The organism is Frateuria aurantia DSM 6220 (genome assembly GCF_000242255.2).
GTDB lineage: Bacteria > Pseudomonadota > Gammaproteobacteria > Xanthomonadales > Rhodanobacteraceae > Frateuria > Frateuria aurantia.
Map to the genome: position 1 here is coordinate 3,385,282 of NC_017033.1, position 22,692 is coordinate 3,407,973.

Genomic DNA, 22,692 nt, shown 5'->3' on the forward strand with positions numbered 1-22,692 from the left:
TTTCACGCGAGTCCCGATGACCCTGGAAATTGTCTACGACGATGGCGACCTGATCGCGGTCAACAAACCCGCCGGCCTGGTCGTGCACCGTTCCAACTATGTCGGCCCCAGCGAGGCCTATCTGGTCGACCTGCTGCGCGAGCAACTGGGCGGTTCGATCTCGCTGGCCCATCGACTGGACCGGGCCACAAGCGGCCTGCTGCTGGCCACCCGCAGCAGTGCCATGGCCGCCGCCATGGGCGAGCAGTTCATGGACCGGGAGGTGCGCAAGCAATACCTGGCCGTCTGCCGTGGCTGGCCCGAGCCGACCGAAGGCGAAGTCGACTATCCCCTGCCCGGCGCCCGTGAAACCGGTCCACGCCGCGAGGCCCGTACCGGCTACCGGAGGCTGGGCGAAATCGAGGTGCCGATCGCCCTGGGCCGCTATCCGCAACAGCGCTATGCGCTGGTGCTGGCCTCGCCGCATACCGGCCGCTTCCACCAGATCCGCAAGCATCTGGCCCATATCCACCACCCCATCATCGGTGACAGCCAGCACGGCCGCGGCGATCACAACCGGCTGTACAAGCAGTACTTCCAGTGCCATCGCATGCTGCTTCATGCCTGGCGCCTGCAGTTCCGCCATCCCTTGAGGCAGCAACTGATCGAGCTGGAAGCCCCGCTGGATGCCGACTTCAGTGCCATCCTGCAGCGCTTCGAATGGAGCCTGCCTGCCGTTACCATGCCCCCATGCTTACCATCAGCCGATCCATCCATATCCCCGAATCCGAGCTCGTCGAACGCTTCCTGAGAGCGGACGGCCCCGGCGGGCAGCACGTCAACCGCACCGAAAGCGCGGTCGAACTGCGCTTTGACGTCATCAACTCGCCCAGTCTGCCCGAGGCTTTGCGAACCCGCGTGCTGGAGCGAGCCGACCGTCGCCTGACCGGCGAGGGGGTGCTGGTGATCCAGGCCCGCCGGTTCCGTGATCAGGCCCGCAACCGTGAAGATGCACGGGACCGGCTGGTGGAAATCATCCGCGAGGTGCTTCAGCCACCCGCCCGGCGCATCGCCACCAAGCCCACCCGCGGCTCGAAGGAACGCCGGCTGGCGGGCAAGCAGCAGCGCGGCCAGATCAAGAAAGGCCGTGGCAGGCCCGGACTGCATGACTGAGCACCGCCGAGGCTGATCCGGCACGGGGGCGGCAGAGCACACCAGACCGCTCCCGTTGCAGTGCGCCATGACCAGCCCGGTCGACGGGAGGACACCGCCGCCATACCCCATCGTCCGCGCCAAACGGCCGGACATCCCTGATGATGGGCCACGGGCACCACCTGTCGGGCCTGGTGGACAAGCTGTCCGGATACACGCGCTGTCACCGCGACCCACGCCATCCCGCCATGCATATGTTTGGCGTGCCTATGATCTTGCGTGGTACCGCGGTCCTGCTGCCTCGCCCCGGGCTCGATGCGGCGCCGCACCTGCTGAACCCGGGCGTGCTGGCGCTGCTGGGCCGGGGTATCGCCGATATGGCCATGCCGATCTGGCGAAGCCTCGGCCTGGGCCTGCTGCTGGTCGGGCGGGTCTTGCAGCTGTGGGGCCATGCCTTTGAAGGCCGTAAGCTCGCCTTTCTGGATGATATTCAGCAATTGCTGACCGGTCCCTTCTTCGTGGTCGCCGAAATCGGATTTCGCCTGGGCCGAGGCCAGCGACGGCTGGGCGGCCTGCAGTGCGCTGCCCTGGTCACAGGCCCCTTGCTGGGCGGGCTGCTGGTCTAAACATATCGGCTGGCAGAGCATTTTCCAGGTCAATCTGCCCCTGGGGCTGATCGCTGTCACGCCGGGACTTTGGGCCATCCCCGAACGACGCCACCCGCAAAAGGCCGCCGCTGATCAACTTGGGCCAGCCGGATCGAAACCATGCTCGCTGGCTCTACCCACTAGCCGTTTCTGCCGCCAGCCTGCTGGCTTTCGTCTGGCAGGAGCAGCGCGTGGAACCTCCTTTGCTGCCCTTGCCGCTGTTTCGCCAGCGAAGTTTCGCCCTGGCCAATATGATCTCATTTGCCCTGGGTTTTTCGGGCTATGCCAGCCTGTTCTTTCTTTCGATCTTTCTGCAACAGACTCAGACCCACTCACCTGCCGTGCCGGGATGCAGCTGGTACCGCAGTTCACGATGACAGCATTGAACTCGCTGCTGTTCGGCTGTTTCTTGCAACGCTTCGCGTTGCAGGCACTGATGACCGCCAGCTACTTCCTGATGGGTTCGGACATGCTGCTGATGACCGGTTTCCAGCCACGGACCTCGACCTAGACAGAGATGGCCTGTCTGATGTTGTTGGGCTTGGGCATGGGTCTGGCCGTGCCTGCCACGAGAATGGCGGTGATGAATGCAGCGCCACCCGAACAAGCCTGCATCGCTTCGGTCACCATGAATGCCTTGCGCCAGACCGGCACGAGTATGGGGCTCGCCTTGATGGGCCGCCTGATGATCCGGCAAACCATCCGCCGGATGAGCCAGGCACTGCAGCAGGCCGGTCTGGTTGCGACAGGCTACCGGGCGGCCATGGCCAGTGGTTTCGCGCTGGCGATGGCGACGACGGGACTGGTCAGCCTGGCAGTCGCTGCAACCCTCTGACGACATCGCCGCGATTCGCAGCGCAGCGTCCGGCCACCCTGAACACTAGCGGCCCCATGAAAAGCCCCCGAGCACCGGCAACGGCGCCTCAGGGGCTGATTCACGCTGGCGGTCCGCCCCTCGGAGGAGGGGTCGCCATCCACTCAGGCCTTGAGCCTCAGAAGTTGCCGTCGATATCGGTGACACCGATCAACTTGTGGTTGACGAACTCCTTCAGGCCCAGGCCGATCAGCTCGCGGCCATAGCCTGAGCGACGCACGCCGCCGAAGGGCAAATCGGCCTTCACGGCAGTAGGATGGTTGATATAGACCATGCCGGTGGACATCTTGGCGGCCACCTTGCGACCGCGCTCGATGTTCTGGGTAAACACCGATCCGCCCAGACCGAACGGCGAGTCATTGGCGATCTCGATGGCATGAGCTTCGTCGCGAGCCTTGAAGATCAGCGACACCGGACCGAAGAACTCCCAGTGCCAGGCCGGATTGTCCGGCGTCACCTCGGTCAGCATCACCGGCTGCACAAAGGCCCCCTTGCTCGGCACTTCGGCACCGATCACGGTGGCCTTGGCGCCGTGGCCCACGGCCTGGGCCACCAGATCCTTTACTTCGTCGGCTGCACCCTGCGAAGACAGCGGTGCCAAGGTGGTGGATGCATCCATCGGATCACCGGCCTTCAGCTTGGCTACACCGGCGACATAGCGCTCCATAAAGGCATCGTAAACCGACTCCAGCACGATAATGCGCTTGGACGAGCAGCAGACCTGCCCGGCATTCCAGTGGCGGCCGAACACAGCCCATTTGGCAGCCTTGTCCAGATCCGCATCGTCCAGCACGATAAAGGCATCGGCACCGCCCAGCTCCATGGTCGACTTCTTCAGCGCCTTGCCGGCCTGCGAGGCGACCACGGCGCCGGCGCCTTCGGAACCCGTCAGTGCCACACCATGCACGCGCGGATCATTGATGATGGTTTCCAAATGATCACGGCTGGCAAAGAGGTTCTTGAAACCGCCCACCGGCAGACCGGCTTCCAGCATCAGCTTCTCGAAGGCATCGGCGCACTGCGGCACATTGGAAGCGTGCTTGAGCACCACCACGTTGCCGGCGGCCAGCTGGGGCGCAATGATGCGGGCAATCTGATAGTACGGGAAATTCCAGGGCTCGATCGCCAGAATGATGCCCAGCGGCTCATGCACCAGCTGGGCATCGATCACCGCCGGATCCTTGGACGGCAGCGGCTCGGGCGCCAACAGCTTCTCGGCGTTCTCGACGTAGTATTCGAAGATGCCGGCCGACAGTTCGACTTCGGCTTCGGCTTCGCCGATCAGCTTGCCCATTTCCAGGGTCAGCAGCCTGGCATAGTCGTGGGCCTTGGCCCGCAGCAGATCGGCCGCTTTCTGCAGCACCTTGACGCGATCGGCAACGGAACGTCCCTTCCATGCACGGAAAGCGGTATAGCCCTGCTCCAGAGCCTGTGCGACTTCGGCATCCGTCGCGTTCGGGAAAGTTTTCAGAGTTTCAGCGGTATAGGGATTGGTCGTAGCGTAGGCCATAAAACATTCCTTCAGTGCCTGGAACAAATTCGCTCTGGAACACCCAGATCCTGACAACGGTAGCGCGACTGCCATGCAGATGCCACCGACTTCCGGCGCTCGCAAGATTGGATCGATACAAATGCAAGTGGCGCCGTGACGCTGTTCCCGAACTGGAACAGCGGCTTGCGCAGCCTGCGACAGCGGCCTCCCCTGAACCGAAAGCATCAACGCGGATGCCGCCACGGCGTCTGACATCTTGCTCACGAAGCCTTGACGTAGTTTCTGCAAAATCAATTGTTCTTGCGAATCATTATCATCTAAAAGCCGAATCGTTCGCCTCCGCGGATCAAGGCCGCCGCATGATGGAATCCACGCCGACCCGACCACCAGCCAGCGAGGGTGCCGCCCTGCTGGTGAGCCGCTATGCCGAGCTGCATCGCTTTGCGCTGGGCCGTACCGGCTCGCGTCATGTGGCGGACGAAGTCATGCAGGAGGCCTGGTTGCGCCTGACGGCGACACCGGCCTCAGGGCAGCGGCCACGCCCTCCGATCAAACATGCCCTGGCCTATGTGTACCAGGTCATCACCCATCTCTGCATTGATCGCTGTCGCCAACGCCAGCGCTGGCAGTGCCGGCATTGCCAGGAATGTCTGGCCGAACAGATGGCCAGTCAGGCGCCCACGCCCTTCCAGATCGCCGCCGCCCAGCAGGAGTATGCGCAGCTGTTGCAGGCTGTACGCCAACTGCCCCCTCGCTGTCGCCAGGTATTTCTGCTCTACCGCGGCCAGCAGCTGAGCACGGGCGACATCGCCGACCGGCTCGGGCTGGCCCCCAAAACCGTGGAACACCATATCGCCCGTGCCGTGCAAAGCTGCCGCCGCCATCTGCAGGACCATGGCCACGCCTTGCGTCGTGGCGACGTCCATCGTGCCATGCTGCCAGCGAAAGCCGGCTCGGCCGACCGAGGGAGGTCTGCAAGCCGCGAAGGGCATGGGCGGATATCGGATCTTTGAGTCCGGACGGCTGGTTCGATGCCTGCCCACATGGCACGTCATGCGCCATGGCACTCAAGACCGACCCGCGCCATGCCAGCGTCAAGGCCCGTTCGATGCAGACCTCGTCCTATGCGTCGACGGCTCCCCATGCCATGGCCGCCCACCCGGAATAAAGAGCCGTCTGGTGCAACGCAGATCATGCGCCTCAGCCTGCCGCCCGGTACCAGCCCATGGGATGTAGCCATAGGGGGATCGGCCAGGTTGTGAACGTCTCTTGCAAAGCAACCCGGCTCGTCCCTTCCGGGCATGAACGATGCTTTCCGAACCACGAGGCTTTCCCATGCGGCGACGCGTTCCCCTCTGCAGCATCAAATTTCCAATGGCAGCCATCTTGATGGCTTTATCCTTCATCGCCTCACCCTGCTCGGCCCAGGCCATGACTGACCCGCCAGAGCGAAACAGTGAGCGCCGCCGTCTGGATATCGCTCCGCAGCCACTGGCCTCCGCTCTGGCCGCTCTGCGCGCGCAGCGCGGCATCGAACTGGACTACGAACCCGCCTGGCTGGAAGGGCTACGGGCACCGGCGCTGAAGGGTGATTACAGCGATACCCGGGCGCTGCAGCTGCTGCTGGCCGGCAGCGGACTGCAGGCTCAGCCGATGACGGCTGGCCACTACAAGTTGGCACCGGCACCTGCCGCGGTCCCGGGCGATGTGGTCAGCGGCGCCTTGGCGGTGGAGTCGACCGATGACCAGCCGGCCACCGGCGAAGCCCGGGATCGCCAAGGTTATGACGATGTCTACAACCTGGATGCCTCCAGCGTCTACAAGGGCAAACAGGAACTGGAACGCTACCGCGGCGAAAATCCGGCCGACCTGCTGAAAGGCATGGTCAATGTCTTCAGCGGCGATGCCCGCAACAGCGGCGCGCTGGATCCGAATATCCGCGGCATCGAAGGCCCGGGCCGGGTACCGGTACTGATCGACGGCACCGAGCAGGCCCTGACCGTGTGGCGCGGCTACAACGGGGCCAACAACCGCGCCTATATCGATCCGGCCCTGATCGGCGGGGTACAGGTCCTGAAAGGGCCCACCACCGAGCGCGATATTGCCGGCGGCGTCGGCGGCGCGGTGGTGGTCAAGACCCTGGACGTGGACGATGTGCTGAAACCCGGCCGGCACTGGGGTGCCGATATCAAGCTGGAAGGCGCCAACAACTCGGTCTCGCCGCACTGGCCGCATCTGCTGGGCGGTCAGGATTATCGCGACATCCCCGGTTTCCCCGGCGCGCCGGGCTCGCCGCCGTTTACCATACCCAATGCGCCTTACAGCGATCCCAGCCTGCTGCATCCCCCCGGCAACCGCAATCATCTGGTCAGCATGGGCGACCGCGCCTATCGCATCGCCCTGGCCGGCCGCAAAGGGCCTTTCGATGCCTTGCTGGCCTATGCCTATCGCCAGCGCGGCAACTACTACGCCGGCGAGGGTGCCTCCGGTTACTACACTCAGGATATCCAGCGCGGCGGCATGAACTACATCATCCGCAAGCTGGGCATGTCCTACCGGCCCGGCAATGAAGTGCCCAATACCTCATCTCGGATGCAGTCCTGGCTGGGCAAGCTGAGCTGGCATCCCACCCCGAACCAGCAGTTACAGCTGGGCCTGCGCGACAGCCTGTCCCGTTACGGCGAGGTCATGCCTTCGCGCATTTTCATCTCCGGTGTCGATGACATAGGCGCCATCCAGTGGCCCGAGAGCAAGGTCGACAGCAAGGCCTACAATCTGGAATACCGCTGGAAACCCGACAACCCCTGGCTGGACCTGTACGCCAATCTGTGGACCACCCGCACCGGCAGCCATACCTATACCTCGGGCGGTTTCCCCAATTACGCGCAAGGCCCCGACAACCCCATCATCTACAATACCGCCCTGGCCAACCAGCAGAACAATCGCGTCGGCCTGAGCTTAAGCAACCACTTCCAGTTGGGTGATCGCCTCGACCTGACCCTGGGCGGCGACTGGCAGCACGAAAAGCTGTCCACCAGCGATATCTGGAACAGCGATCTGGATGGCTGGAGGATGTATCCGCGTGCCGGTCGCCGGCAGGAATACCATATCCGCATGAAGCTGGCCTGGCGGCCCGTCGACGGCCTGGATCTGCAAGGCGGACTGAACTACTCAGGCTACTGGGCGCATGATGATTTTCTGGCCAGCCAGATCCGTGCGGGGAATGGGCATCTGTTCAAGAGCTATTACAGCCCAAGCCAATCGGCCATCTATAACACGCTTGAAACCACGCCCGACAAAGCGCTTGCACAAATACGGCAACAAGCCCTGGCTAATGGCCGGAGCGAGGAAGAGGCCGAGAGCAGGGTCGATTTCTGGCGCAATCAGAGCTGGTGGATGGAAGAGCATTCCAGGCCCTATCGCTTTCAGAATGAGGTCTATTGGTATCCCGATGCCAACGGCAAATACCATCGCAAGGACGATATCTGCATCAATGGCTTTTTGAACACTGTTCCCAACCTGATCCCCGGGAAGTGCAGCTATGGTGAATCCAATCAAGGCTATACCGTGCTGCCAGATGCACGCCCTCACCGGGCTCATGGTCTGGCGCCATGGTTCTCGGCCAGCTATCAGTTCACCCCCAGTATCCGGGCTTACGCCCGCTATGCCGAGGCCTATCGTTTCCCCAGCATGTTCGAGAGCACCGTCGGCTTCTCGGGTGCACTCAATCCAATGTATCCCATCAAGCCCGAGCACGCCTACAACATGGAGGTCGGCTATGTACAGGATCTGCGCGACTGGCTGGGGCTGAGCCAGCAGCAACGCGCCGATATCAAGCTGGCCTGGTTCAGCCAGCGCACTCACAATGTCATCGAACGCGGCGACTACCTGCAGTTCAGCAATATCGACAAGCAGGTGATCAAGGGGCTTGAACTGCAAGCCCGCTTTGACAACTCAAGGCTATTCTTCGACTTCGGGGCCGCCTATACTCCTACCAACAAGGCCTGTGACGAAAGCACCGCCATCCTGAAAGACAGCGGCCAGGGAAGGATTCCCGACTGTGTCAACTATGGTTTTGTCAGCAGCTATCTGCTGACCCAGGCCAGCCCCAAATTTTCAGCCAACCTCAATCTGGGCGCCCGTTTTCTGCACCGGTCCCTGGAAATCGGCAGCCGCAGCGTGTATTACCGCGCCTACCACAACCGTCAGCTGGATGAATGGGTGGGCGCACGCACCATCGGCGGCTATGGTCTGAACGTGCCCTATACCTGGGGCACGATCGCGACCATCGATGCCTATGCCGACTACCATACCCGTCGCGGCACCACCTTCGAGCTGGCCGACACCAATCTCAGCAATCGTTATTACGTGGATCCCCTGACCCGCTCGCTGATGCCGGCACCGGGTCGCACCTTGCGCTTCAGCATCAACGCAAGGTTCTGATTCGACCCAGGCCATGCTGTATCTATCAGCATGCCCAGGCTCCTTCCGCGCCGGTCGTCGGCGCTACTCAGCAAAGGAGCTTTATCATGAACCACAAACTCAATACCCGACTCGGCCTGCTGACCCTGGGGCTGTTGCTGGCCGCAGGAGCCCAGGCTCAAAGCTCGATCAGCGGCGTGACCAGTCGACCGAACGAACGAGACCTCATCCGGGTTGGAGAATCCACCGTCAATGGCGGTCCCCACCACTCCGGGGCCCCCGGTATCGGCGTGCAGTCCACTGATGCCAGCAAGCTGGTCGACTTCGCCGGTCTGGTCCGTTATGGCCAGACTGATGCCGCCGGCGTCACCACCCTGGCGCTGGAAAGCCCCACCCCGCCGCCCGGCGCGCCACCCAGCCATGACAGCCTTGGCTCCTTCCATTTCGCCAAGGTCAGCAATGCGGACGTCTATTATGGCGAGTGGTCGCAAAGCGCCAGTGCCAGCGACGGTACCCATACCAGTTATTACGTGGGTGACCACGCCGGTACCACTGTGCCCGCCACCGGTACCGCCACTTATGCGGTGCAAGGCATCAGCGACTATGCCAACCGTGGCGCCCTGGCCGGTACCTTTGCCGCCGACTTCGGCGCCCATCAGCTGACGGGCTCGCTGTCCAATGGCAACTATGCCGTGGATATCGGCACCGCCAGGATTGATGGTGCGGCGATCAGCGGCAATCAAGGCAGTGCCAGCGTGGCCGGTGCCACCGTAGCCAGCCAGGGTGCCGTGTCCGGCAGCTTCTTCGGTGCCAATGCAGCAGCCCTGGCCGGTATCGTGGCCTTCGATCAGGCCCATCAGCATGACACCGCCTTTGGCGGCAGCAGGCAATAAGGCTGGCTGATGCGCAAACGTGCAAGATCTGCAGGACCGGGACAGGAAGCGGCTCGCCGCCTCCTGTCCCTTATCGTGTGGCTGACGATGCTGATGGTTATCCCGGAACTGGGCCAGGCCCAGACCGTCGAGGACAACCAGCTGCGGCTGAACCAGTCCGGCCAGCGCCGGTCCGCCAGCCGAGATCGTGCCTTGCTGGAGGATACGGATACCCTGACCGTGGATGGTCGTGACTACAGCGTGGCACATACCGTCAGCGAGATAGGCCAGGCCATCTATATCGCACTGGGCCGGCAGCAATGGCCTGACGTGCAGCGCTTTCTGCGGCGCTATGCCAGCATGCCCGGCGCTGACCCGATGCTGCTGCATTATGCTCGCGGCGGGCTGGCCCGCCACAAGGGACATCTGCGTCAGGCAGAGCGCGAATACCGCGCCCTGCTGGCCTTGCAGCCGGATTTTCTGCCCGGCCAGCTGGAATTGGCCCGGGTCCTGTTCGAGAACCAGCGGGATCAGGCAGCCGCAACCCAGTTCCGGCAGATTGCCGCCGCGCTGCCCTCAACGGCCAAGGCCGACGGCATCCGCCATACCGTACAGCTGTTTCTGCAGGCCTTGCGACGACGACACAGCTGGCAAGGCAGCTTCGCTCTAGGCCCCGGCTACAATGACAATATCAACCAGGCCCAGGCCAGCCAGACCTGCCTGTGGATCGACGGCGCGGGCAACTGCATCATCCATCGGCGCATGCCCGCCGCCATCGCAGCCACCGGTCTGGATATCGAGGCCAGCCTGTTTCGCCAGCAACCGTTGTCGGGTCCGCACAATATCTACTTGCGCAGCCTGCTGATGGGCAGCCTGTATCCCGGCCATACCCGCTACCATCAGCTGAACAGCCTCAACCAGATCGGCTACCAGTACCGCAACGGCCACGACACCTGGATGCTGGCCCCCGGCTTCGATGCCGGCAGCTATGGCAGCGGTCTGCTCTATCGGGCCTGGGGCCTGCATGGCGAATGGAGCCACGGCTTTGCTTCGTCCTGGCTGCTGAAGCTGGAAGCCGATCACAAGCGTTTCCGTTATCCCATGTTCGGCTACCGTGATTTCGACGGCCATCTGGAGGACGGCTTTGTCACCGTGTCGCGCGCTGTCGGCCAGCACTGGCTGCTGCTGGGTGGGCTGGACCTGGTCGACAAGCAGGCACGCGACCCGGCTCAGGGTTTCATGCAGCGTGGCGCACGACTGGGTGCCGTCTACAGTCTGGAGAACCAGTTCAGCCTGTATCTGATGGCTTCCGTCCGCGAGCGCGACTACGCCGCCTTCAATCCCATGCTGGCACAACGACGCCATGATCTGGAACGGAATCTGATCCTGATCGCCAGCCTGCCTCGCTGGTCGCTGTTCGGGATCTATCCCAGCCTGGTCGCCCAGATCAGCGAGATACGCAGCAATGTGGACTGGCTGTACAGCTATCAACGACGCCAGATCAGTCTGCGTCTGCAACGACCGTTTTGAGCAAGCCGGAAACCGGGCCCCGCCCGGCTCCGACCACAGGCCGCCGATCCCGCCACCTGCACCCCTCCCGCCCTGCCCTCGCATGGACAACGGCGGGCCTTGCTGGACTCCATACCATCGCCAAGGTGATCCGATGCCGTCACTGCCTTCTTCCAGTATCGACCTTGCATCCATGCTGCGTCAGGCCAATCCGGTGGTACAGACCGTGATGGGCCTGCTGTTGCTGGCCGTGTTTATCAGCTGGACCATCCTCCTGGCCAAGAGCTGGGAGATCTGCCGCCAGCGCCGCCGACTGCGGGCAGCGACAAGTTTTCTGCAGCCGCTGACCTGCCTGCCCGCTATCGAGTCAGCCCCGCCCGGCCTGCTGCAGCCCCTGTTGCAGGCCGTATGGAGCGAGCGCAGCCATTCCAGCGGTCTGGCCGCCGCGGGCATCAAGGAACGCGCAGCTTCGCGACTGGCCGGCCTGGAACGCCACTGGCTGCGACAACGCCAGCAAGGCATCGGCGTATTGGCCACGATCGCCTCCGTGGCACCGTTCGTCGGCCTGTTCGGCACGGTATGGGGCATCATGAACAGCTTCACCGGCATTGCCCGCGCCCACACCACCAACCTGGCCGTGGTCGCCCCCGGCATCGCCGAAGCCCTGCTGGCCACCGCCTTCGGTCTGGCGGCGGCGATTCCGGCGGTGGTGATCTACAACCACTTCAGCCGGCTGCTGGCCAGCCTGCGCGCCGAGCTGTCCGATCTGTCGGCACGGCTGCAGGAACTGCTGTCCCGTGATCTGGATCGGCCGGCCCCGTTTCCGCTGCGGGCCATCCCACCCCGACCCTCGCCCCTGCAGGAGGTCCACGCATGAGCCTGTCACTGGACGATGGCGAGCTGGAACTGGCCCACGAGATCAATGTCACCCCCTTTATCGACGTGATGCTGGTGCTGCTGATCATCTTCATGGTGGCCGCGCCGCTGGCCACCGTGGATGCGCCCGTGGCGCTGCCGACCAGCAATGCGGCGGCCAGCCAGCGTGATGACAGGCCCGTCTATCTCAGCATCGATGCCCGGGGACATTGGACGCTGGATGAGGAAGCGGTGGCTCGCGAGCATCTCGGACCGGCGCTGGAGCGTCACACCCAGGGCGATCACCAGCGCCGGATCCTGCTGCGCGGCGACCGCCTGCTGGCCTACGAGCAATTGATGCAGGCCATGAATGCCTTGCGCGATGCCGGCTATCCGCGTCTGGCTCTGGTCGGACTGCAGGAGCCGCCGGAGTGAACACCGACCTGCGCCCCTGGACCGTCAGTGCCGGCATCGTGCTGGCCGGCTTCGCGCTGATCGGCGAATGGCTGCTGTGGCCGGTACGGAACACTGTCCTGCCACCACCGGCCCAGCCGATGGAAGCCATTGCCGTGGAGGCGGCACTGCGTCCCACGGCGCCGCCGGCACCGCCCAGCCAGCGTGCCATCGGCCCCAGACAGCAGGCCAGCGCCGCCAGTCAAAGCCAGCCACGCCCCAGGACACCGCCGCCACGGCCCAGATCTCCTCGCGCCGATGCCGTGGCCGCGCCGCCACGGCCCGCCAGGACCCGCGTCATGGATCCGGTCGCATCAACCCACTCACGGCCGACGGCACAAGCCACCGCCCCGGCCGCCGTGGCGGCAGCCGCCTCAGACCGCTATGCTGCCGCCGCCAATCAGGCCGGAGCCACGGCCCGGCAACGGGCCGACTGGCAGAGCCTGCTGCTCGGCCGTCTGAAACAGTATCGACGCTATCCGCGCCAGGCCGAGCGATCGCACCAGCAAGGCGTGGTCTGGCTGCGCTTTGCCGTCGACCGCCAGGGCCGGGTCGCCGATTCGCAGATCCAGCAGGTGTCCGGTCATCGCCTGCTGGATCAGGAAGCGCTGGCCACCTTGCGGCGGGCCAGCCCGCTGCCTCCGCCACCGCCGGAACTGCCCGGCGATCCGGTGATGGTGCAGCTTCCGGTAAGGTTTTTTCTGCGCTGAGGCCGGGGATCCCGGCATCGACACCGGTCTCGACTGGCCGGAAGGATTTCACTGCTGCACGCATCATCGCTGACCGTCAATGCACCAAGGACTCCATCGGCGTCAGCCGGACCTGCAGCACCCCCTTCACATCGCCCAGGGCCACCAGCAAAGGCGCGACCTGGGCCCGGCCACTGAGTTGCACCCTCACCGACGCCGTCGCCTCGTCATCCGCCTTCTGCGACTGCACCGCCAACTGATGCACGACATAGCCTCGCCCGGTACAGAGTTCGATCACCGTCTGTACGGCGTTCTTGCCCGGCAGATAATCCACCACCAGCTCCAGCTGAGAGGACCACAACGAACGGGTCAGCACGGTATAGCCATACACCACACAGAAATGCAGGGCGGTGGCAAACACCGCCAGCCATGGCAGGCCGGCACCGGCGGCCATGCCGACCGCCGCACATAGCCAGATGATGGCTGCCGTGGTCAGGCCGCGTACCGTATCGCGCTGCACGAAGATCAGGCCGCCACCGATAAAGCCGATGCCGGACACGATCTGCGCGGCGATGCGGGACGGATCAAGAATCACCGAACCCACCTGCACCACATCACCGAAGCCATATTTGGACACGATCATGATCAGCGCCGAGGACAGGCCGACCAGTGCATGTGTCCGCAGCCCGGCACTCTTCAGCCGGAATTCGCGCTCCAGCCCGATCAACGAGCTCAGTACCAGGGCCAGTACCAGCTCGCCCAACTGCACCAGGCTTTCGCCGTGCGGCTCCATCCAGCCCTGCCATCCACCGGTCATCGCGATACCTGCTGCAGCGGGATCCAGCGTCCAGACTTACAACCTGCCGCATGGCCGGGTCAAATCCGGGTCGGCCGGCCCACACTCCGACAGCCCCACACAAGCCGCCGCAATCCTGTCGGTGCCGATGCCATCGGCCCCGACCCGTTGCGACCGCAGACAGGCTGAAGATGGTATCTGGCGCGGGCCGCTTATGAATCCGCTCAATTCAGCGGAGTCGATGGACGTCCGTTGCAACATCCGGACCGGGCATCCCGCACCTGGGCCGCCGCCGTGCAATCACCGCAGTCGGCGGCGGCGAGCCTTCCCTTGCATCATGATGGCGGCAGGAACGGCGTGATCAGGCCGGTCAGGATTGCGCTGCAAAGTCCGTGCTGCGGGTCAGTACCTGCCAGCTGTCCATCTCGCTGGCGACACTGTCCAGCTTGACCCGGGCCCGATGCAATGCATCGCTGCCCAGCAGCAGATGCAGAGGTGGCGTGGCACTGGCCACCGCCTCGCTGATCGCCCGCGCAGCCGCCACCGGGTCACCGGCCTGCCGCCCATGTCCCGCCTTGAATGCCGACTGGCTGGTGCCGATGGTCGCGGCATAGGCCGCATCCTCCTGATCGCTGCGGCGAATGGAATGCTCGGACAGGAAATCGGTACGGAAAGCCCCCGGCGCCACGGCGGTGATCTTGATGCCCAGCGGTGCAACTTCCAGCGCCAGCGCTGCCGACAAGCTTTCCAACGCCCCCTTCGCCGCGCAATACAGCGCCGAGCCGATGCCGGGCGCCCGCCCCGCAATCGAAGTCACATTGACGATATGGCCATGACCCTGCACACGCAGATGCGGCAACGCCGCGCGGATCAGACGGATCGGCGCAAACACATCGACTTCGAACAGCTGACGCATTTCCTCGTCCGTAGAGGTTTCCAGCGCACCCAGCAGACCGTAGCCGGCATTGTTGACGATGACATCGATCACCTGCGTCCGCGTATAGGCTTCCCGCACCACGTCCAGCGCGGCCGCCGGGTCCGCCAGATCCGCCTGCAGCAGATGCAAGGTACCCGCGCCGACCTGCAGTGCGGGTGCGCCCTGGCGCACCGTGCCAATCACCGTATCACCCCGATCAAGTCGTTCCTGGGCCAGTGCCAGCCCCAAACCTCGCGAAATTCCAGTTATCAGCCACGTGGCCATGCAAGCTCTCCTCAAAGTTCTCAATAAGGTAATTCCTGCCTCCGGAAAAGATAATGGCGACAAATTTAATTGATCTTGTTAGCCGTGCTTAATAGTCTTATCCTCAACGGCATGCCCAGCTCTCTGCCTCCTTCCGATTACGGCCAATTGCGCGCCTTTGCCGCCGTAGCCGAAGCCCTGAACTTCAGCCGAGCCGCCGAGTCGCTGGCGGTAAGCCCCTCGGCCTTGAGTCAAACCATTCGCCAGCTGGAACACTCCCTGGGCACCACCCTGCTGCGCCGTACCACCCGCAAGGTCTCGCTGACCCCCGAAGGGGAACAGTTGCTGCAGCAGATTACCCCGGCCATCAGAGGACTGAGCGAGGCCATGCAGCAGGTCCAGGCGCGCCAGGGACGGCCCGCCGGTACGGTCCGGGTGCACGCCACCCGCTCGGCCTCCCGCCGCTATATCGAACCCATGCTGGCTCCATTTCTGGCCAGCCACCCCGAGATCATGCTGGACATCAGTCTGGACGATGAAACCATCGACCTCGTGGGAGGCGGCTTCGATCTGTCGATGCGGCTGGGTGAACTGATCGAACAGGATATGGTCGCCATCCCGCTGGGACCGCCCATGCGCCAGATCGCGGTGGCCACGCCCGCCTATATTGCAGCCCATGGGGCACCCGAGACGCCCGGCGATCTGCTGCTGCACCCATGCGTGCGCTGGCGCTGGCCGGGCCGGCAACACCCCTACGACTGGGAGTTCTGCGAGAATGGGCGCTGGTTTGAAGTCCGGACCGGCGGCCCGCTGATCGTCAACGACAAGTCGCTGGCCATCCAGGCGGCATTGCAGGGCATCGGTATTGCCTTTTGCGCGGAAGAGTCCGTGCACGCGCACCTGCAGGCCGGCCGCCTGCAGTCCCTGCTGGAACCATGGTGCGAAACCTTCCCGGGCATCCATCTGTGCTACCCCAGGCAACGCCAGATGGCTCCGGCATTACGGGCCTTTATCGATACGGTGCGCCACTACGCACAGACGTCCGGGAACGCGGATGACATGCCTAGCCCGGCGGCATCATCGCCATCAGGTAGTCCGGCCTGACCGCATATCGGCTAGATCCGAGCAAAGTCCTCTGCAGACGAAAGCCGAAGTCAGGCCGTGACGGCCTGAGCCCCATAACTCAGCAGGGCGACAACACCAACCCTGCTCAAACCGTGGGCAAACCACCCGGCCGCTGATCCTCCAAACGCGCTTGCCGCTCTGGAAGAGCCGGTGCTAGACTTCTTAAAGGATCCATCCACAGGCCGGGAGACCCGCATGCTCGATGCAAAAAAGCTTGCTGCAAGCTATCAACTGCCTCCAGCCGTGGCCAGGGATATCGTCGCGCAAGGCATGCAGCAGAGCTTGCGTCGACACTGGCAGTGCTGGACCGTGCTTGTTGTCGGCATGATCGTGGCAGCCACCTGCTGGACACAAAGCCATGCGGCCGGCCTATGGCTGGGAATGATCTTCGGTCAAGCCTGGTGGATGCTGGGCATGCACTACGCCGATCAGCCCATCCATGCAGCTGCACGCGAAAAAGTCATAAGCGCCGGGCGTAGCGTCGATGCTCTGGCACGGTTGATGCCTCGCGGCTGAAGTGCGCCTGCACTGCGTGCACGGGAAATCCACCGTCACAGCCAAGAGCGCGGCCACAGCCGCATTCGCGATATTCGTCAAGCCCGACCGACAGGGCAGCACGCATGGATGGCATGCCACGGCCCTTCGCCCCTGCACGTGCATCCACGCTGACTTGAGTCGCTGTCCTGCGACAGCGATTGTTGCGGCACAGCCATCATTCGCGCTGCCAGATATCCGTTCTTCTGGCGGTCCATCCAACAACTAGGGTCAAGGCTTGGCACCCATCTTGCGGGCCATGGCTTCGTATTTGTTGTAAAGCCGCTTTACATCAGGGCTCGCCGCGATCAGCGTGCATTGCAGTACCCTGAATGTGCCCGGTACCGAGTCGCTCAGTTTTACCTTGAGATAGCGATCAATCACGGCATCGCCATCGTTGTAGGCTTCGATCGGAAGGTCCCCGAACTCCAGCCACGCCGAAGCGCTGTTGAAAGCATCATCGGTCAGGGCTTTGCCGTAAGCCAGCTTGCCAATGCAGCGATTCTCGATCCAGTGCGTATACATCTTGGCCTGCGAGAACGTATCGACCTCGCGCAAGGATTCAGGCCCGTCCTTGGCCGCGGCGGCAGTGCATAAAAGCATGGTTGCCAGCATGGACAAGCGTTTCATGCCAACTCCCACAGGCAGGCCTGGGTTGGCATAAATGAACCATTGCCACTGTGACCGACGAAATGGCATTCATCCGCACAAGCACGGCCTGACCACAAGGTCACATGACCACGGGCATTTCCCCAACCATCGCCCTCGAACAACAAGATCCCCCGCCGGCCAAAAAATCCCTGAGCGGATGGTGTGGAAACCCGGACCTCGGCAGGACCGAAGGCCCATATCAGGAAGTCTTTCATTTCCATCACCCTGTACATATACCAGCGGTGATCACTGCCACTGACAGCGTGGTATCGGCCAGGTGGTGGGACGCGAAGGCCGCAGTCATTGAGCACATAACTCATCCGTAGCGGACAAGCATTCCGGAAATCGCCGCTTGCAATATTGACCTGCACATAGCCACCGATCTTTCGGCCGACTTCCGCAACGGGAAGATGGATCTCCTTGAACCGGTTCCATGCCGCTGCAAAACTGGGGCGCACCAAGGCCATAGGCCACCTCATCCTTGAGAAAATACCTGATCCGCCCTGCTTCGATGCCACAAAAGCACAGGTTTTGCTTTCATATCCAGCCACAACATCTCGTCATGGCGAAAGGACATCGATCATTGCCTGAGGGGACGCGTGATGCCTGGGCCGACGGGTCTGGAACGTGCCATCCATATCCTTGCCATGACTTCTTTCACTCAGCGGATGGTGGATATCATCGATGGACGGCAAGCCATCCATGCATGATGGTCCATCCAGGCATGAGCTGTGTCCATCGGCAAGAGGTGAATCCATCGCGATGGTACCGTGACCGCAATGCTTCCGATCTCCCTGCCAACCATCAGACCTGCTCGCACCCTCGATCAGGTTTCGGTCGATATCCGGACTGTCGGCTCGCCATCCAGGCCAGGTCTGGGATGCTCTCCGGATAAAGCGCCCCCGCTCTACGCATCAACAGGATCCCGCGAAGGCAGACAGATCGGTCAGCAAAGTATCCGCTTGCCCGAGCCAATATCACCCGCCAGCATGCTTGACTTGTTGGCGAAGGGCCTCCTGACACATGGATTTAGGCGATCCAGTCATTATGCGCACTGACCGATACCCGCTCCTTTAGCCCTCTCCGCTGACTATGGTCAAGGCTTGGCACCCATCTTGCGGGCCATGGCTTCGTATTTGTTGTAAAGCCGCTTTACATCAGGGCTCGCCGCGATCAGCGTGCATTGCAGTACCCTGAATTCGCCCGGTACCGAGCCGCTCAGTTTTACCTTGAGATAGCGATCAATCACGGCATCACCATCGTTGTAGGCTTCGATCGGAAGATTGCCAAATTGCAGCCACGCCGCCGCACTTTTATAGGCATCATCCGTCAAGGTCTTGCCGTAATCGAGTCGGCCAATACAGCGATTCTCGATCCAGTGCGTATACATCTGGGCCTGCGAGAACGTATCGACCTCGCGCAAGGATTCAGGCCCATCCTTGGCCGCGGCGGCAGTGCATAAAAGCATGGTTGCCAGCATGGACAAGCGTTTCATGCCAACTCCCACAGGCAGGCCTGGGTTGGCATAAATGAACCATTGCCACTGTGACCGACGAAGTGACACTCATCCGCACAAGCACGGCCTGACCACAAGCTCACATGACCACGCGCATCGCTCCAACCTTGACCCTCGAACAACAAGATACCCCGCCGGCCAAGAAATCCCTGAGCGGATGGTGTGGAAATTTGAACCTCGGCAGGACCGAAGGCCCATATCAGGAAGTCTTTCATTTCCATCACCCTGTACATATACCAGCGGTGATCACTGCCACTGACAGCGTGGTATCGGCCAGGTGGTGGGACGCGAAGGCCGCAGTCATTGAGCACATAACTCATCCGTAGCGGACAAGCATTCCGGAAATCGCCGCTTGCAATATTGACCTGCACATAGCCACCGATCTTTCGGCCGACTTCCGCAACGGGAAGATGGATCTCCTTGAACCGGTTCCATGCCGCTGCAAAACTGGGGCGCACCAAGGCCATAGGCCACCTCATCCTTGAGAAAATACCTGATCCGCCCTGCTTCGATGCCACAAAAGCACAGGTTTTGCTTTCATATCCAGCCACAACATCTCGTCATGGCGAAAGGACATCGATCATTGCCTGAGGGGACGCGTGATGCCTGGGCCGACGGGTCTGGAACGTGCCATCCATATCCTTGCCATGACTTCTTTCACTCAGCGGATGGTGGATATCATCGATGGACGGCAAGCCATCCATGCATGATGGTCCATCCAGGCATGAGCTGTGTCCATCGGCAAGAGGTGAATCCATCGCGATGGTACCGTGACCGCAATGCTTCCGATCTCCCTGCCAACCATCAGACCTGCTCGCACCCTCGATCAGGTTTCGGTCGATATCCGGACTGTCGGCTCGCCATCCAGGCCAGGTCTAGGACGCTCTCCGGATAAAGCGCCCCCGCTCTACGCATCAACAGGATCCCGCGAAGGCAGACAGATCGGTCAGCGAAATGTCCGCTTGCCCGAGCCGATATCGCCCTCCAGATCAAGGCCAGCGCCAGCCCGGAGCCGACAGCTGTTCGTAGAGATAGGCGCCCAGCACTTCGATCTTGGCCGGACGCTGACGCAAGGTCGGTGTCACGAAATACAGCGCACCGGAACCCTGGTCCCAATCACGCAGAATGGCTTGCAGACGGCCGTCATGCAGATAGGTTCCGGCCATAAATTCAGGCAACTCGGCCACCGCCTCGCCAGCCAGAAGCCAGGGCAGCAGGGCTTCGGCGTTGGTGGCTCGCAGGGGTCCCTGGGGCCGGATCACGACCTCTTCTTCGCCGCGACGAAAACGCCAGGCATCGCTGCGGGCCCGGTAGGCATAGCCCAGGCAGTGGCGCGGATCGAGGTCCTGCGGGTGAAGGGGAATGCCATGACGTTCCAGATACGCCGGTGCCGCTACCGTGAATCGCGTCACATCGCAGAGCTTGCGGGCCGCCAGCGAGGAATCCGGCAGCACGGCGATACGCAGCGCCGCATCCAGGCCCTCGGCGACCAGATCGACCACCGCATCGGACAGATGCAGATCAACGGATATCTGCGGGTAACGGCGCAGAAATTCGGGCAGCAAGGGGGCCAGCCAGCGCACCCCGAAGCTCATCGGCACTGCGAGGCGGATCGCGCCGCGAGGCAGCGCCGATTGCTCCCGGGCTCCGGCCTCGGCCGCTTCCGCCTGTCGATAGACCCGCGTCGCCGGCTCCAGCAGGCTCTCACCCAGGGCGGTCAAGGCCAATTGGCGGGAGCTGCGGTTGAACACGCGGCCGCCCAGTCGCTGCTCCAGCCGGGTCACGGCACGCGAGACGGTGGCCACCGACAAGCCCAGCTCACGGGCTGCACCGGCATAGGAATGTGCCTCGGCCACCTTGGCAAACAAGGCCAGGCCTTCGAAATCAGGAAGCTTGGTCGTCATTTCTGCAATGATAGTTTGAGATTATTGCTGTTTTGCCGACCCAGCATCCTGACTAAGCTGAGCTCCGTCAACACCACTCACTAATGGAGCACCCCGCATGAACCGCAAGCTTGAAAACAAGATCGCCGTGGTCACTGGCGGCAGCACCGGCATCGGCCTGGCCACCGCCAAGCAGTTCGCCGCCGAAGGCGCGCATGTGTATATCACCGGCCGTCGCAAGGCCGAACTGGACAAGGCCGTGGCCGAAGTCGGCAACGCCACCGGCGTGCAGGTCGACTCCTCCCGCCCGGAGCAGCTGCAGCAGCTGATGGATACCATCAAGGCCGACAAGGGTCGCATCGACGTCCTGTTCGTCAATGCCGGCGGCGGTTCGATGCTGCCGCTGGGCCAGATCACCGAGGCACAGTACACGGATACCTTTGACCGCAATGTCAAAGGCAGCCTGTTCACGGTGCAGGCCGCCCTGCCCCTGCTGGCCGCCAAGGCCTCGGTGATTCTGACCGGCTCCACAGCCGCCAGCTCCGGCACCCCGGCCTTCAGCGTCTACGCCGCCTCCAAGGCCGCTGTCCGCGCTTTTGCCCGCAACTGGATCCTGGATGTGAAGGACCGTGGCATCCGCTTCAATGTACTGAGCCCGGGCGCCACCCGCACCCCCGGCCTGGTCGATCTGGCCGGCCCCGATGCCGAACAGCAACAAGGCCTGCTGGATTATCTGGCCTCCCAGGTGCCGCTCGGCCGGGTCGGCGAGCCGGAAGAAATCGCCCGTGCTGCCGTGTTCCTTGCCTCGGATGACGCCAGTTTCGTCAACGGCAGCGAGCTGTTCGTGGACGGCGGCCAGGCACAGATCTGAATCGGCGCAAGATCAACCGGAAGACGGGTCAAACCGCGGGTTCCGGAACTCCCGCAGCCACGACCGGGGTGACATGCCATGGCGCAGGCGGAAAACTTTGCTGAAATGACTGAGATTGGCAAAGCCGACCGCCTGGGCCGTTTCGGTCACCGAACAACCCGCCAGCAACATGCCGATCGCCTGATCCAGACGGATGCGGGTCAGGTAGCCATGCACCGTCATGCCATACACGCCCCTGAAGCCGGCCTGCAGCTGCTTTTCATTCAAGCCCACCGCCCGGGCCAAGGCCGGCACACTCCATGCTTCGTCGCCATGCCGTTCGAGCAGGGCGCGAGCCCGCATCAGGCTGTGATGATCGGTGCAACCTCCCCCGTGCATGGATACATCGCCGACGACCTGGGCACCGTGCTCGATCACCGCCGCCAGCAGTTCAAGAACCTTGCCATGCAGGCATATCGAGCGAGCCCGAGGATGGCGGCAGGGGCATTGACCGATTTCGGCCGCAATCCGCTGCAGGTGTCGACTGATCATGATCGACGTCTGCTGGCCCATGCCGGCGGAAGGCCGCAGACAGGCCGGCAGGCCGGCCGGATCCAGACCGGCGAGATCCTGCAGGAGATGGAATCCCACGTGGATATGCACCATGTGGAAGGCCGTCCGACCCTGCCATTCATGCGTGATGGTGTGGCCCCTGTCCATGGCCACCCACAGGGTGTGCCCCGATTCCAGCATGCGTGGCACACCGTCATCGATCGTGATCTGGATCCGCCCCTCCAGCAGGAGGCTGATCGACAGTGCCGGATCGCACCGGGCCCGGAATGCCCAGTCGCTGCCGGGCCGTCCACGCAGGCAGCAGACATGCATCCCGGGCACCGGAGCATCCCTTTGCATCAGGTGCTGCCATGCACGGGGCATCCCGTCGCAAGATCCGCTCATCAAAGGTAGGGAGTCGCGTGATGGCCCGAGAGCCCTTGCATGCGCGCAGTCACTCATAAGGTTTTTCCGTATTGGACAAATCGCGGCGGAAAACCGTGAGCCAAACCGTGCCGTGATGCCTCATGATTCACCACATAAAATGATGATGCGTCTCATCCGTATCCATCGTCAATGATCTGGCGGCCGGAGCGGAATGCATCCTCCAGCGAAGCGCTTCGATCAGGTCCGTCATTCCCGCCGCTTTGCGGGAGCCGCC

Annotated in this window: 25 protein-coding genes; 16 read left to right on the plus strand and 9 right to left on the minus strand. The window is 62.9% G+C overall.

The window, feature by feature from the left end:
- Positions 1 to 16: 16 nt before the first annotated feature.
- The 6 genes from FRAAU_RS15380 to FRAAU_RS16685 all read left to right on the plus strand — a co-directional run bounded on the left by FRAAU_RS15380 (position 17) and on the right by FRAAU_RS16685 (position 2,613).
- Complete coding sequence (locus tag FRAAU_RS15380; protein ID WP_014404442.1) at positions 17 to 790, plus strand: pseudouridine synthase; 774 nt, start codon at positions 17 to 19, stop codon at positions 788 to 790.
- Positions 730 to 1,152: an alternative ribosome rescue aminoacyl-tRNA hydrolase ArfB gene (gene arfB, locus FRAAU_RS15385; RefSeq protein ID WP_014404443.1), complete on the plus strand. Its 423-nt coding sequence runs from the start codon at positions 730 to 732 to the stop codon at positions 1,150 to 1,152. Before FRAAU_RS15380 ends, arfB begins: the two co-directional genes overlap by 61 nt.
- Before the next feature lie 143 nt (positions 1,153 to 1,295).
- A complete protein-coding gene (locus tag FRAAU_RS15390; RefSeq protein ID WP_425598095.1) occupies positions 1,296 to 1,757 on the plus strand; it encodes an Mpo1-like protein in 462 nt (153 codons plus the stop codon).
- A 212-nt stretch (positions 1,758 to 1,969) separates the two neighbouring features.
- Positions 1,970 to 2,155, plus strand: a complete 186-nt coding sequence (locus tag FRAAU_RS16680) for a hypothetical protein (protein ID WP_156803437.1) — start codon at positions 1,970 to 1,972, stop codon at positions 2,153 to 2,155.
- Complete coding sequence (locus FRAAU_RS17330; RefSeq protein ID WP_156803438.1) at positions 2,152 to 2,289, plus strand: hypothetical protein; 138 nt, start codon at positions 2,152 to 2,154, stop codon at positions 2,287 to 2,289. The genes FRAAU_RS16680 and FRAAU_RS17330 overlap by 4 nt, the downstream gene beginning before the upstream one ends.
- A gap of 18 nt (positions 2,290 to 2,307) precedes the next feature.
- On the plus strand, positions 2,308 to 2,613 hold the full coding sequence (locus FRAAU_RS16685; RefSeq protein WP_156803439.1) for an MFS transporter: 306 nt from the start codon (positions 2,308 to 2,310) through the stop codon (positions 2,611 to 2,613).
- Between the two features lie 157 nt (positions 2,614 to 2,770).
- Here the strand turns inward: FRAAU_RS16685 and FRAAU_RS15400 are convergent, their stop codons facing one another.
- Positions 2,771 to 4,162 (minus strand): NAD-dependent succinate-semialdehyde dehydrogenase, encoded by a 1,392-nt coding sequence (locus FRAAU_RS15400; protein ID WP_014404445.1) that lies wholly within the window; start codon positions 4,160 to 4,162, stop codon positions 2,771 to 2,773.
- 341 nt (positions 4,163 to 4,503) lie between these two features.
- Here FRAAU_RS15400 and FRAAU_RS15405 point away from each other — a divergent pair, with 341 nt between their 5' ends.
- The 7 genes from FRAAU_RS15405 (at position 4,504) to FRAAU_RS15435 (ending at position 12,965) form a co-directional block, all read left to right on the plus strand.
- Positions 4,504 to 5,157, plus strand: a complete 654-nt coding sequence (locus tag FRAAU_RS15405; RefSeq protein WP_014404446.1) for an RNA polymerase sigma factor — start codon at positions 4,504 to 4,506, stop codon at positions 5,155 to 5,157.
- Between the two features lie 418 nt (positions 5,158 to 5,575).
- Entirely contained in the window at positions 5,576 to 8,587 is a 3,012-nt protein-coding gene (locus tag FRAAU_RS15410) for a TonB-dependent receptor (RefSeq protein WP_169314771.1), read from the plus strand.
- A gap of 86 nt (positions 8,588 to 8,673) precedes the next feature.
- Positions 8,674 to 9,459, plus strand: a complete 786-nt coding sequence (locus FRAAU_RS15415) for a Slam-dependent surface lipoprotein (protein WP_014404448.1) — start codon at positions 8,674 to 8,676, stop codon at positions 9,457 to 9,459.
- 93 nt (positions 9,460 to 9,552) lie between these two features.
- Complete coding sequence (locus FRAAU_RS15420; RefSeq protein WP_041271244.1) at positions 9,553 to 10,968, plus strand: surface lipoprotein assembly modifier; 1,416 nt, start codon at positions 9,553 to 9,555, stop codon at positions 10,966 to 10,968.
- A 133-nt stretch (positions 10,969 to 11,101) separates the two neighbouring features.
- Positions 11,102 to 11,824, plus strand: a complete 723-nt coding sequence (gene exbB / locus FRAAU_RS15425; RefSeq protein ID WP_014404450.1) for a tonB-system energizer ExbB — start codon at positions 11,102 to 11,104, stop codon at positions 11,822 to 11,824.
- On the plus strand, positions 11,821 to 12,237 hold the full coding sequence (exbD, locus tag FRAAU_RS15430) for a TonB system transport protein ExbD (protein ID WP_014404451.1): 417 nt from the start codon (positions 11,821 to 11,823) through the stop codon (positions 12,235 to 12,237). The genes exbB and exbD overlap by 4 nt, the downstream gene beginning before the upstream one ends.
- Positions 12,234 to 12,965, plus strand: coding sequence for an energy transducer TonB (locus tag FRAAU_RS15435; RefSeq protein WP_014404452.1), 732 nt, complete (start codon positions 12,234 to 12,236; stop codon positions 12,963 to 12,965). The genes exbD and FRAAU_RS15435 overlap by 4 nt, the downstream gene beginning before the upstream one ends.
- A 76-nt stretch (positions 12,966 to 13,041) precedes the next feature.
- On the opposite strand, the gene FRAAU_RS15440 is transcribed toward FRAAU_RS15435, so the two are convergent.
- Complete coding sequence (locus FRAAU_RS15440; protein ID WP_014404453.1) at positions 13,042 to 13,761, minus strand: MgtC/SapB family protein; 720 nt, start codon at positions 13,759 to 13,761, stop codon at positions 13,042 to 13,044.
- Between the two features lie 349 nt (positions 13,762 to 14,110).
- Positions 14,111 to 14,941 (minus strand): SDR family NAD(P)-dependent oxidoreductase, encoded by an 831-nt coding sequence (locus tag FRAAU_RS15445; protein ID WP_014404454.1) that lies wholly within the window; start codon positions 14,939 to 14,941, stop codon positions 14,111 to 14,113.
- 84 nt (positions 14,942 to 15,025) lie between these two features.
- On the opposite strand from FRAAU_RS15445, the gene FRAAU_RS15450 reads away from it, so the two are divergent.
- Together FRAAU_RS15450 and FRAAU_RS15455 are read left to right on the plus strand one after the other, a co-directional pair.
- A complete protein-coding gene (locus tag FRAAU_RS15450; RefSeq protein ID WP_217176234.1) occupies positions 15,026 to 16,024 on the plus strand; it encodes a LysR family transcriptional regulator in 999 nt (332 codons plus the stop codon).
- Positions 16,025 to 16,240: 216 nt separating this feature from the next.
- Positions 16,241 to 16,561, plus strand: a complete 321-nt coding sequence (locus tag FRAAU_RS15455; protein WP_041270634.1) for a hypothetical protein — start codon at positions 16,241 to 16,243, stop codon at positions 16,559 to 16,561.
- A gap of 249 nt (positions 16,562 to 16,810) precedes the next feature.
- Here the strand turns inward: FRAAU_RS15455 and FRAAU_RS15460 are convergent, their stop codons facing one another.
- From FRAAU_RS15460 to FRAAU_RS15475, 5 genes are all read right to left on the minus strand, one after another.
- Complete coding sequence (locus FRAAU_RS15460) at positions 16,811 to 17,209, minus strand: type VI secretion system amidase immunity protein Tai4 (protein WP_014404456.1); 399 nt, start codon at positions 17,207 to 17,209, stop codon at positions 16,811 to 16,813.
- A complete protein-coding gene (locus FRAAU_RS15465) occupies positions 17,206 to 17,697 on the minus strand; it encodes a T6SS effector amidase Tae4 family protein (RefSeq protein ID WP_014404457.1) in 492 nt (163 codons plus the stop codon). Before FRAAU_RS15465 ends, FRAAU_RS15460 begins: the two co-directional genes overlap by 4 nt.
- 629 nt (positions 17,698 to 18,326) lie before the next feature.
- A complete protein-coding gene (locus FRAAU_RS15470; RefSeq protein WP_014404459.1) occupies positions 18,327 to 18,725 on the minus strand; it encodes a T6SS amidase immunity protein Tai4 family protein in 399 nt (132 codons plus the stop codon).
- Positions 18,722 to 19,213, minus strand: a complete 492-nt coding sequence (locus FRAAU_RS17040; protein ID WP_014404460.1) for a T6SS effector amidase Tae4 family protein — start codon at positions 19,211 to 19,213, stop codon at positions 18,722 to 18,724. Before FRAAU_RS17040 ends, FRAAU_RS15470 begins: the two co-directional genes overlap by 4 nt.
- 522 nt (positions 19,214 to 19,735) lie before the next feature.
- Positions 19,736 to 20,650 carry a LysR family transcriptional regulator gene (locus FRAAU_RS15475; protein ID WP_014404461.1) on the minus strand — a complete coding sequence of 305 codons (915 nt, stop codon included), beginning with the start codon at positions 20,648 to 20,650 and terminating at the stop codon, positions 19,736 to 19,738.
- A 97-nt stretch (positions 20,651 to 20,747) separates the two neighbouring features.
- On the opposite strand from FRAAU_RS15475, the gene FRAAU_RS15480 reads away from it, so the two are divergent.
- Complete coding sequence (locus tag FRAAU_RS15480; RefSeq protein ID WP_014404462.1) at positions 20,748 to 21,500, plus strand: SDR family NAD(P)-dependent oxidoreductase; 753 nt, start codon at positions 20,748 to 20,750, stop codon at positions 21,498 to 21,500.
- Positions 21,501 to 21,512: 12 nt separating this feature from the next.
- Here the strand turns inward: FRAAU_RS15480 and FRAAU_RS16690 are convergent, their stop codons facing one another.
- Positions 21,513 to 22,364 carry a helix-turn-helix domain-containing protein gene (locus FRAAU_RS16690; protein WP_245546492.1) on the minus strand — a complete coding sequence of 284 codons (852 nt, stop codon included), beginning with the start codon at positions 22,362 to 22,364 and terminating at the stop codon, positions 21,513 to 21,515.
- Between the last annotated feature and the right edge of the window lie 328 nt (positions 22,365 to 22,692).

Coding starts and splice junctions, on each gene's coding strand:
- FRAAU_RS15400 (WP_014404445.1), bottom strand. CDS start 4,162: ATGGCCTACGCTACGACCAATCCCTATACCGCTGAAACTCTGAAAACT.
- FRAAU_RS17330 (WP_156803438.1), top strand. CDS start 2,152: ATGACAGCATTGAACTCGCTGCTGTTCGGCTGTTTCTTGCAACGCTTC.
- FRAAU_RS15445 (WP_014404454.1), bottom strand. CDS start 14,941: ATGGCCACGTGGCTGATAACTGGAATTTCGCGAGGTTTGGGGCTGGCA.
- FRAAU_RS16690 (WP_245546492.1), bottom strand. CDS start 22,364: ATGCATGTCTGCTGCCTGCGTGGACGGCCCGGCAGCGACTGGGCATTC.
- FRAAU_RS15470 (WP_014404459.1), bottom strand. CDS start 18,725: ATGAAACGCTTGTCCATGCTGGCAACCATGCTTTTATGCACTGCCGCC.
- FRAAU_RS16685 (WP_156803439.1), top strand. CDS start 2,308: ATGTTGTTGGGCTTGGGCATGGGTCTGGCCGTGCCTGCCACGAGAATG.
- FRAAU_RS15405 (WP_014404446.1), top strand. CDS start 4,504: ATGATGGAATCCACGCCGACCCGACCACCAGCCAGCGAGGGTGCCGCC.
- FRAAU_RS15420 (WP_041271244.1), top strand. CDS start 9,553: ATGGTTATCCCGGAACTGGGCCAGGCCCAGACCGTCGAGGACAACCAG.
- FRAAU_RS15455 (WP_041270634.1), top strand. CDS start 16,241: ATGCTCGATGCAAAAAAGCTTGCTGCAAGCTATCAACTGCCTCCAGCC.
- FRAAU_RS15440 (WP_014404453.1), bottom strand. CDS start 13,761: ATGACCGGTGGATGGCAGGGCTGGATGGAGCCGCACGGCGAAAGCCTG.
- FRAAU_RS15480 (WP_014404462.1), top strand. CDS start 20,748: ATGAACCGCAAGCTTGAAAACAAGATCGCCGTGGTCACTGGCGGCAGC.
- exbD (WP_014404451.1), top strand. CDS start 11,821: ATGAGCCTGTCACTGGACGATGGCGAGCTGGAACTGGCCCACGAGATC.
- FRAAU_RS15410 (WP_169314771.1), top strand. CDS start 5,576: ATGACTGACCCGCCAGAGCGAAACAGTGAGCGCCGCCGTCTGGATATC.
- FRAAU_RS17040 (WP_014404460.1), bottom strand. CDS start 19,213: ATGGCCTTGGTGCGCCCCAGTTTTGCAGCGGCATGGAACCGGTTCAAG.
- FRAAU_RS15415 (WP_014404448.1), top strand. CDS start 8,674: ATGAACCACAAACTCAATACCCGACTCGGCCTGCTGACCCTGGGGCTG.
- FRAAU_RS15380 (WP_014404442.1), top strand. CDS start 17: ATGACCCTGGAAATTGTCTACGACGATGGCGACCTGATCGCGGTCAAC.
- FRAAU_RS15465 (WP_014404457.1), bottom strand. CDS start 17,697: ATGGCCTTGGTGCGCCCCAGTTTTGCAGCGGCATGGAACCGGTTCAAG.
- FRAAU_RS15475 (WP_014404461.1), bottom strand. CDS start 20,650: ATGACGACCAAGCTTCCTGATTTCGAAGGCCTGGCCTTGTTTGCCAAG.
- arfB (WP_014404443.1), top strand. CDS start 730: ATGCTTACCATCAGCCGATCCATCCATATCCCCGAATCCGAGCTCGTC.
- FRAAU_RS15390 (WP_425598095.1), top strand. CDS start 1,296: ATGGGCCACGGGCACCACCTGTCGGGCCTGGTGGACAAGCTGTCCGGA.
- exbB (WP_014404450.1), top strand. CDS start 11,102: ATGCCGTCACTGCCTTCTTCCAGTATCGACCTTGCATCCATGCTGCGT.
- FRAAU_RS15460 (WP_014404456.1), bottom strand. CDS start 17,209: ATGAAACGCTTGTCCATGCTGGCAACCATGCTTTTATGCACTGCCGCC.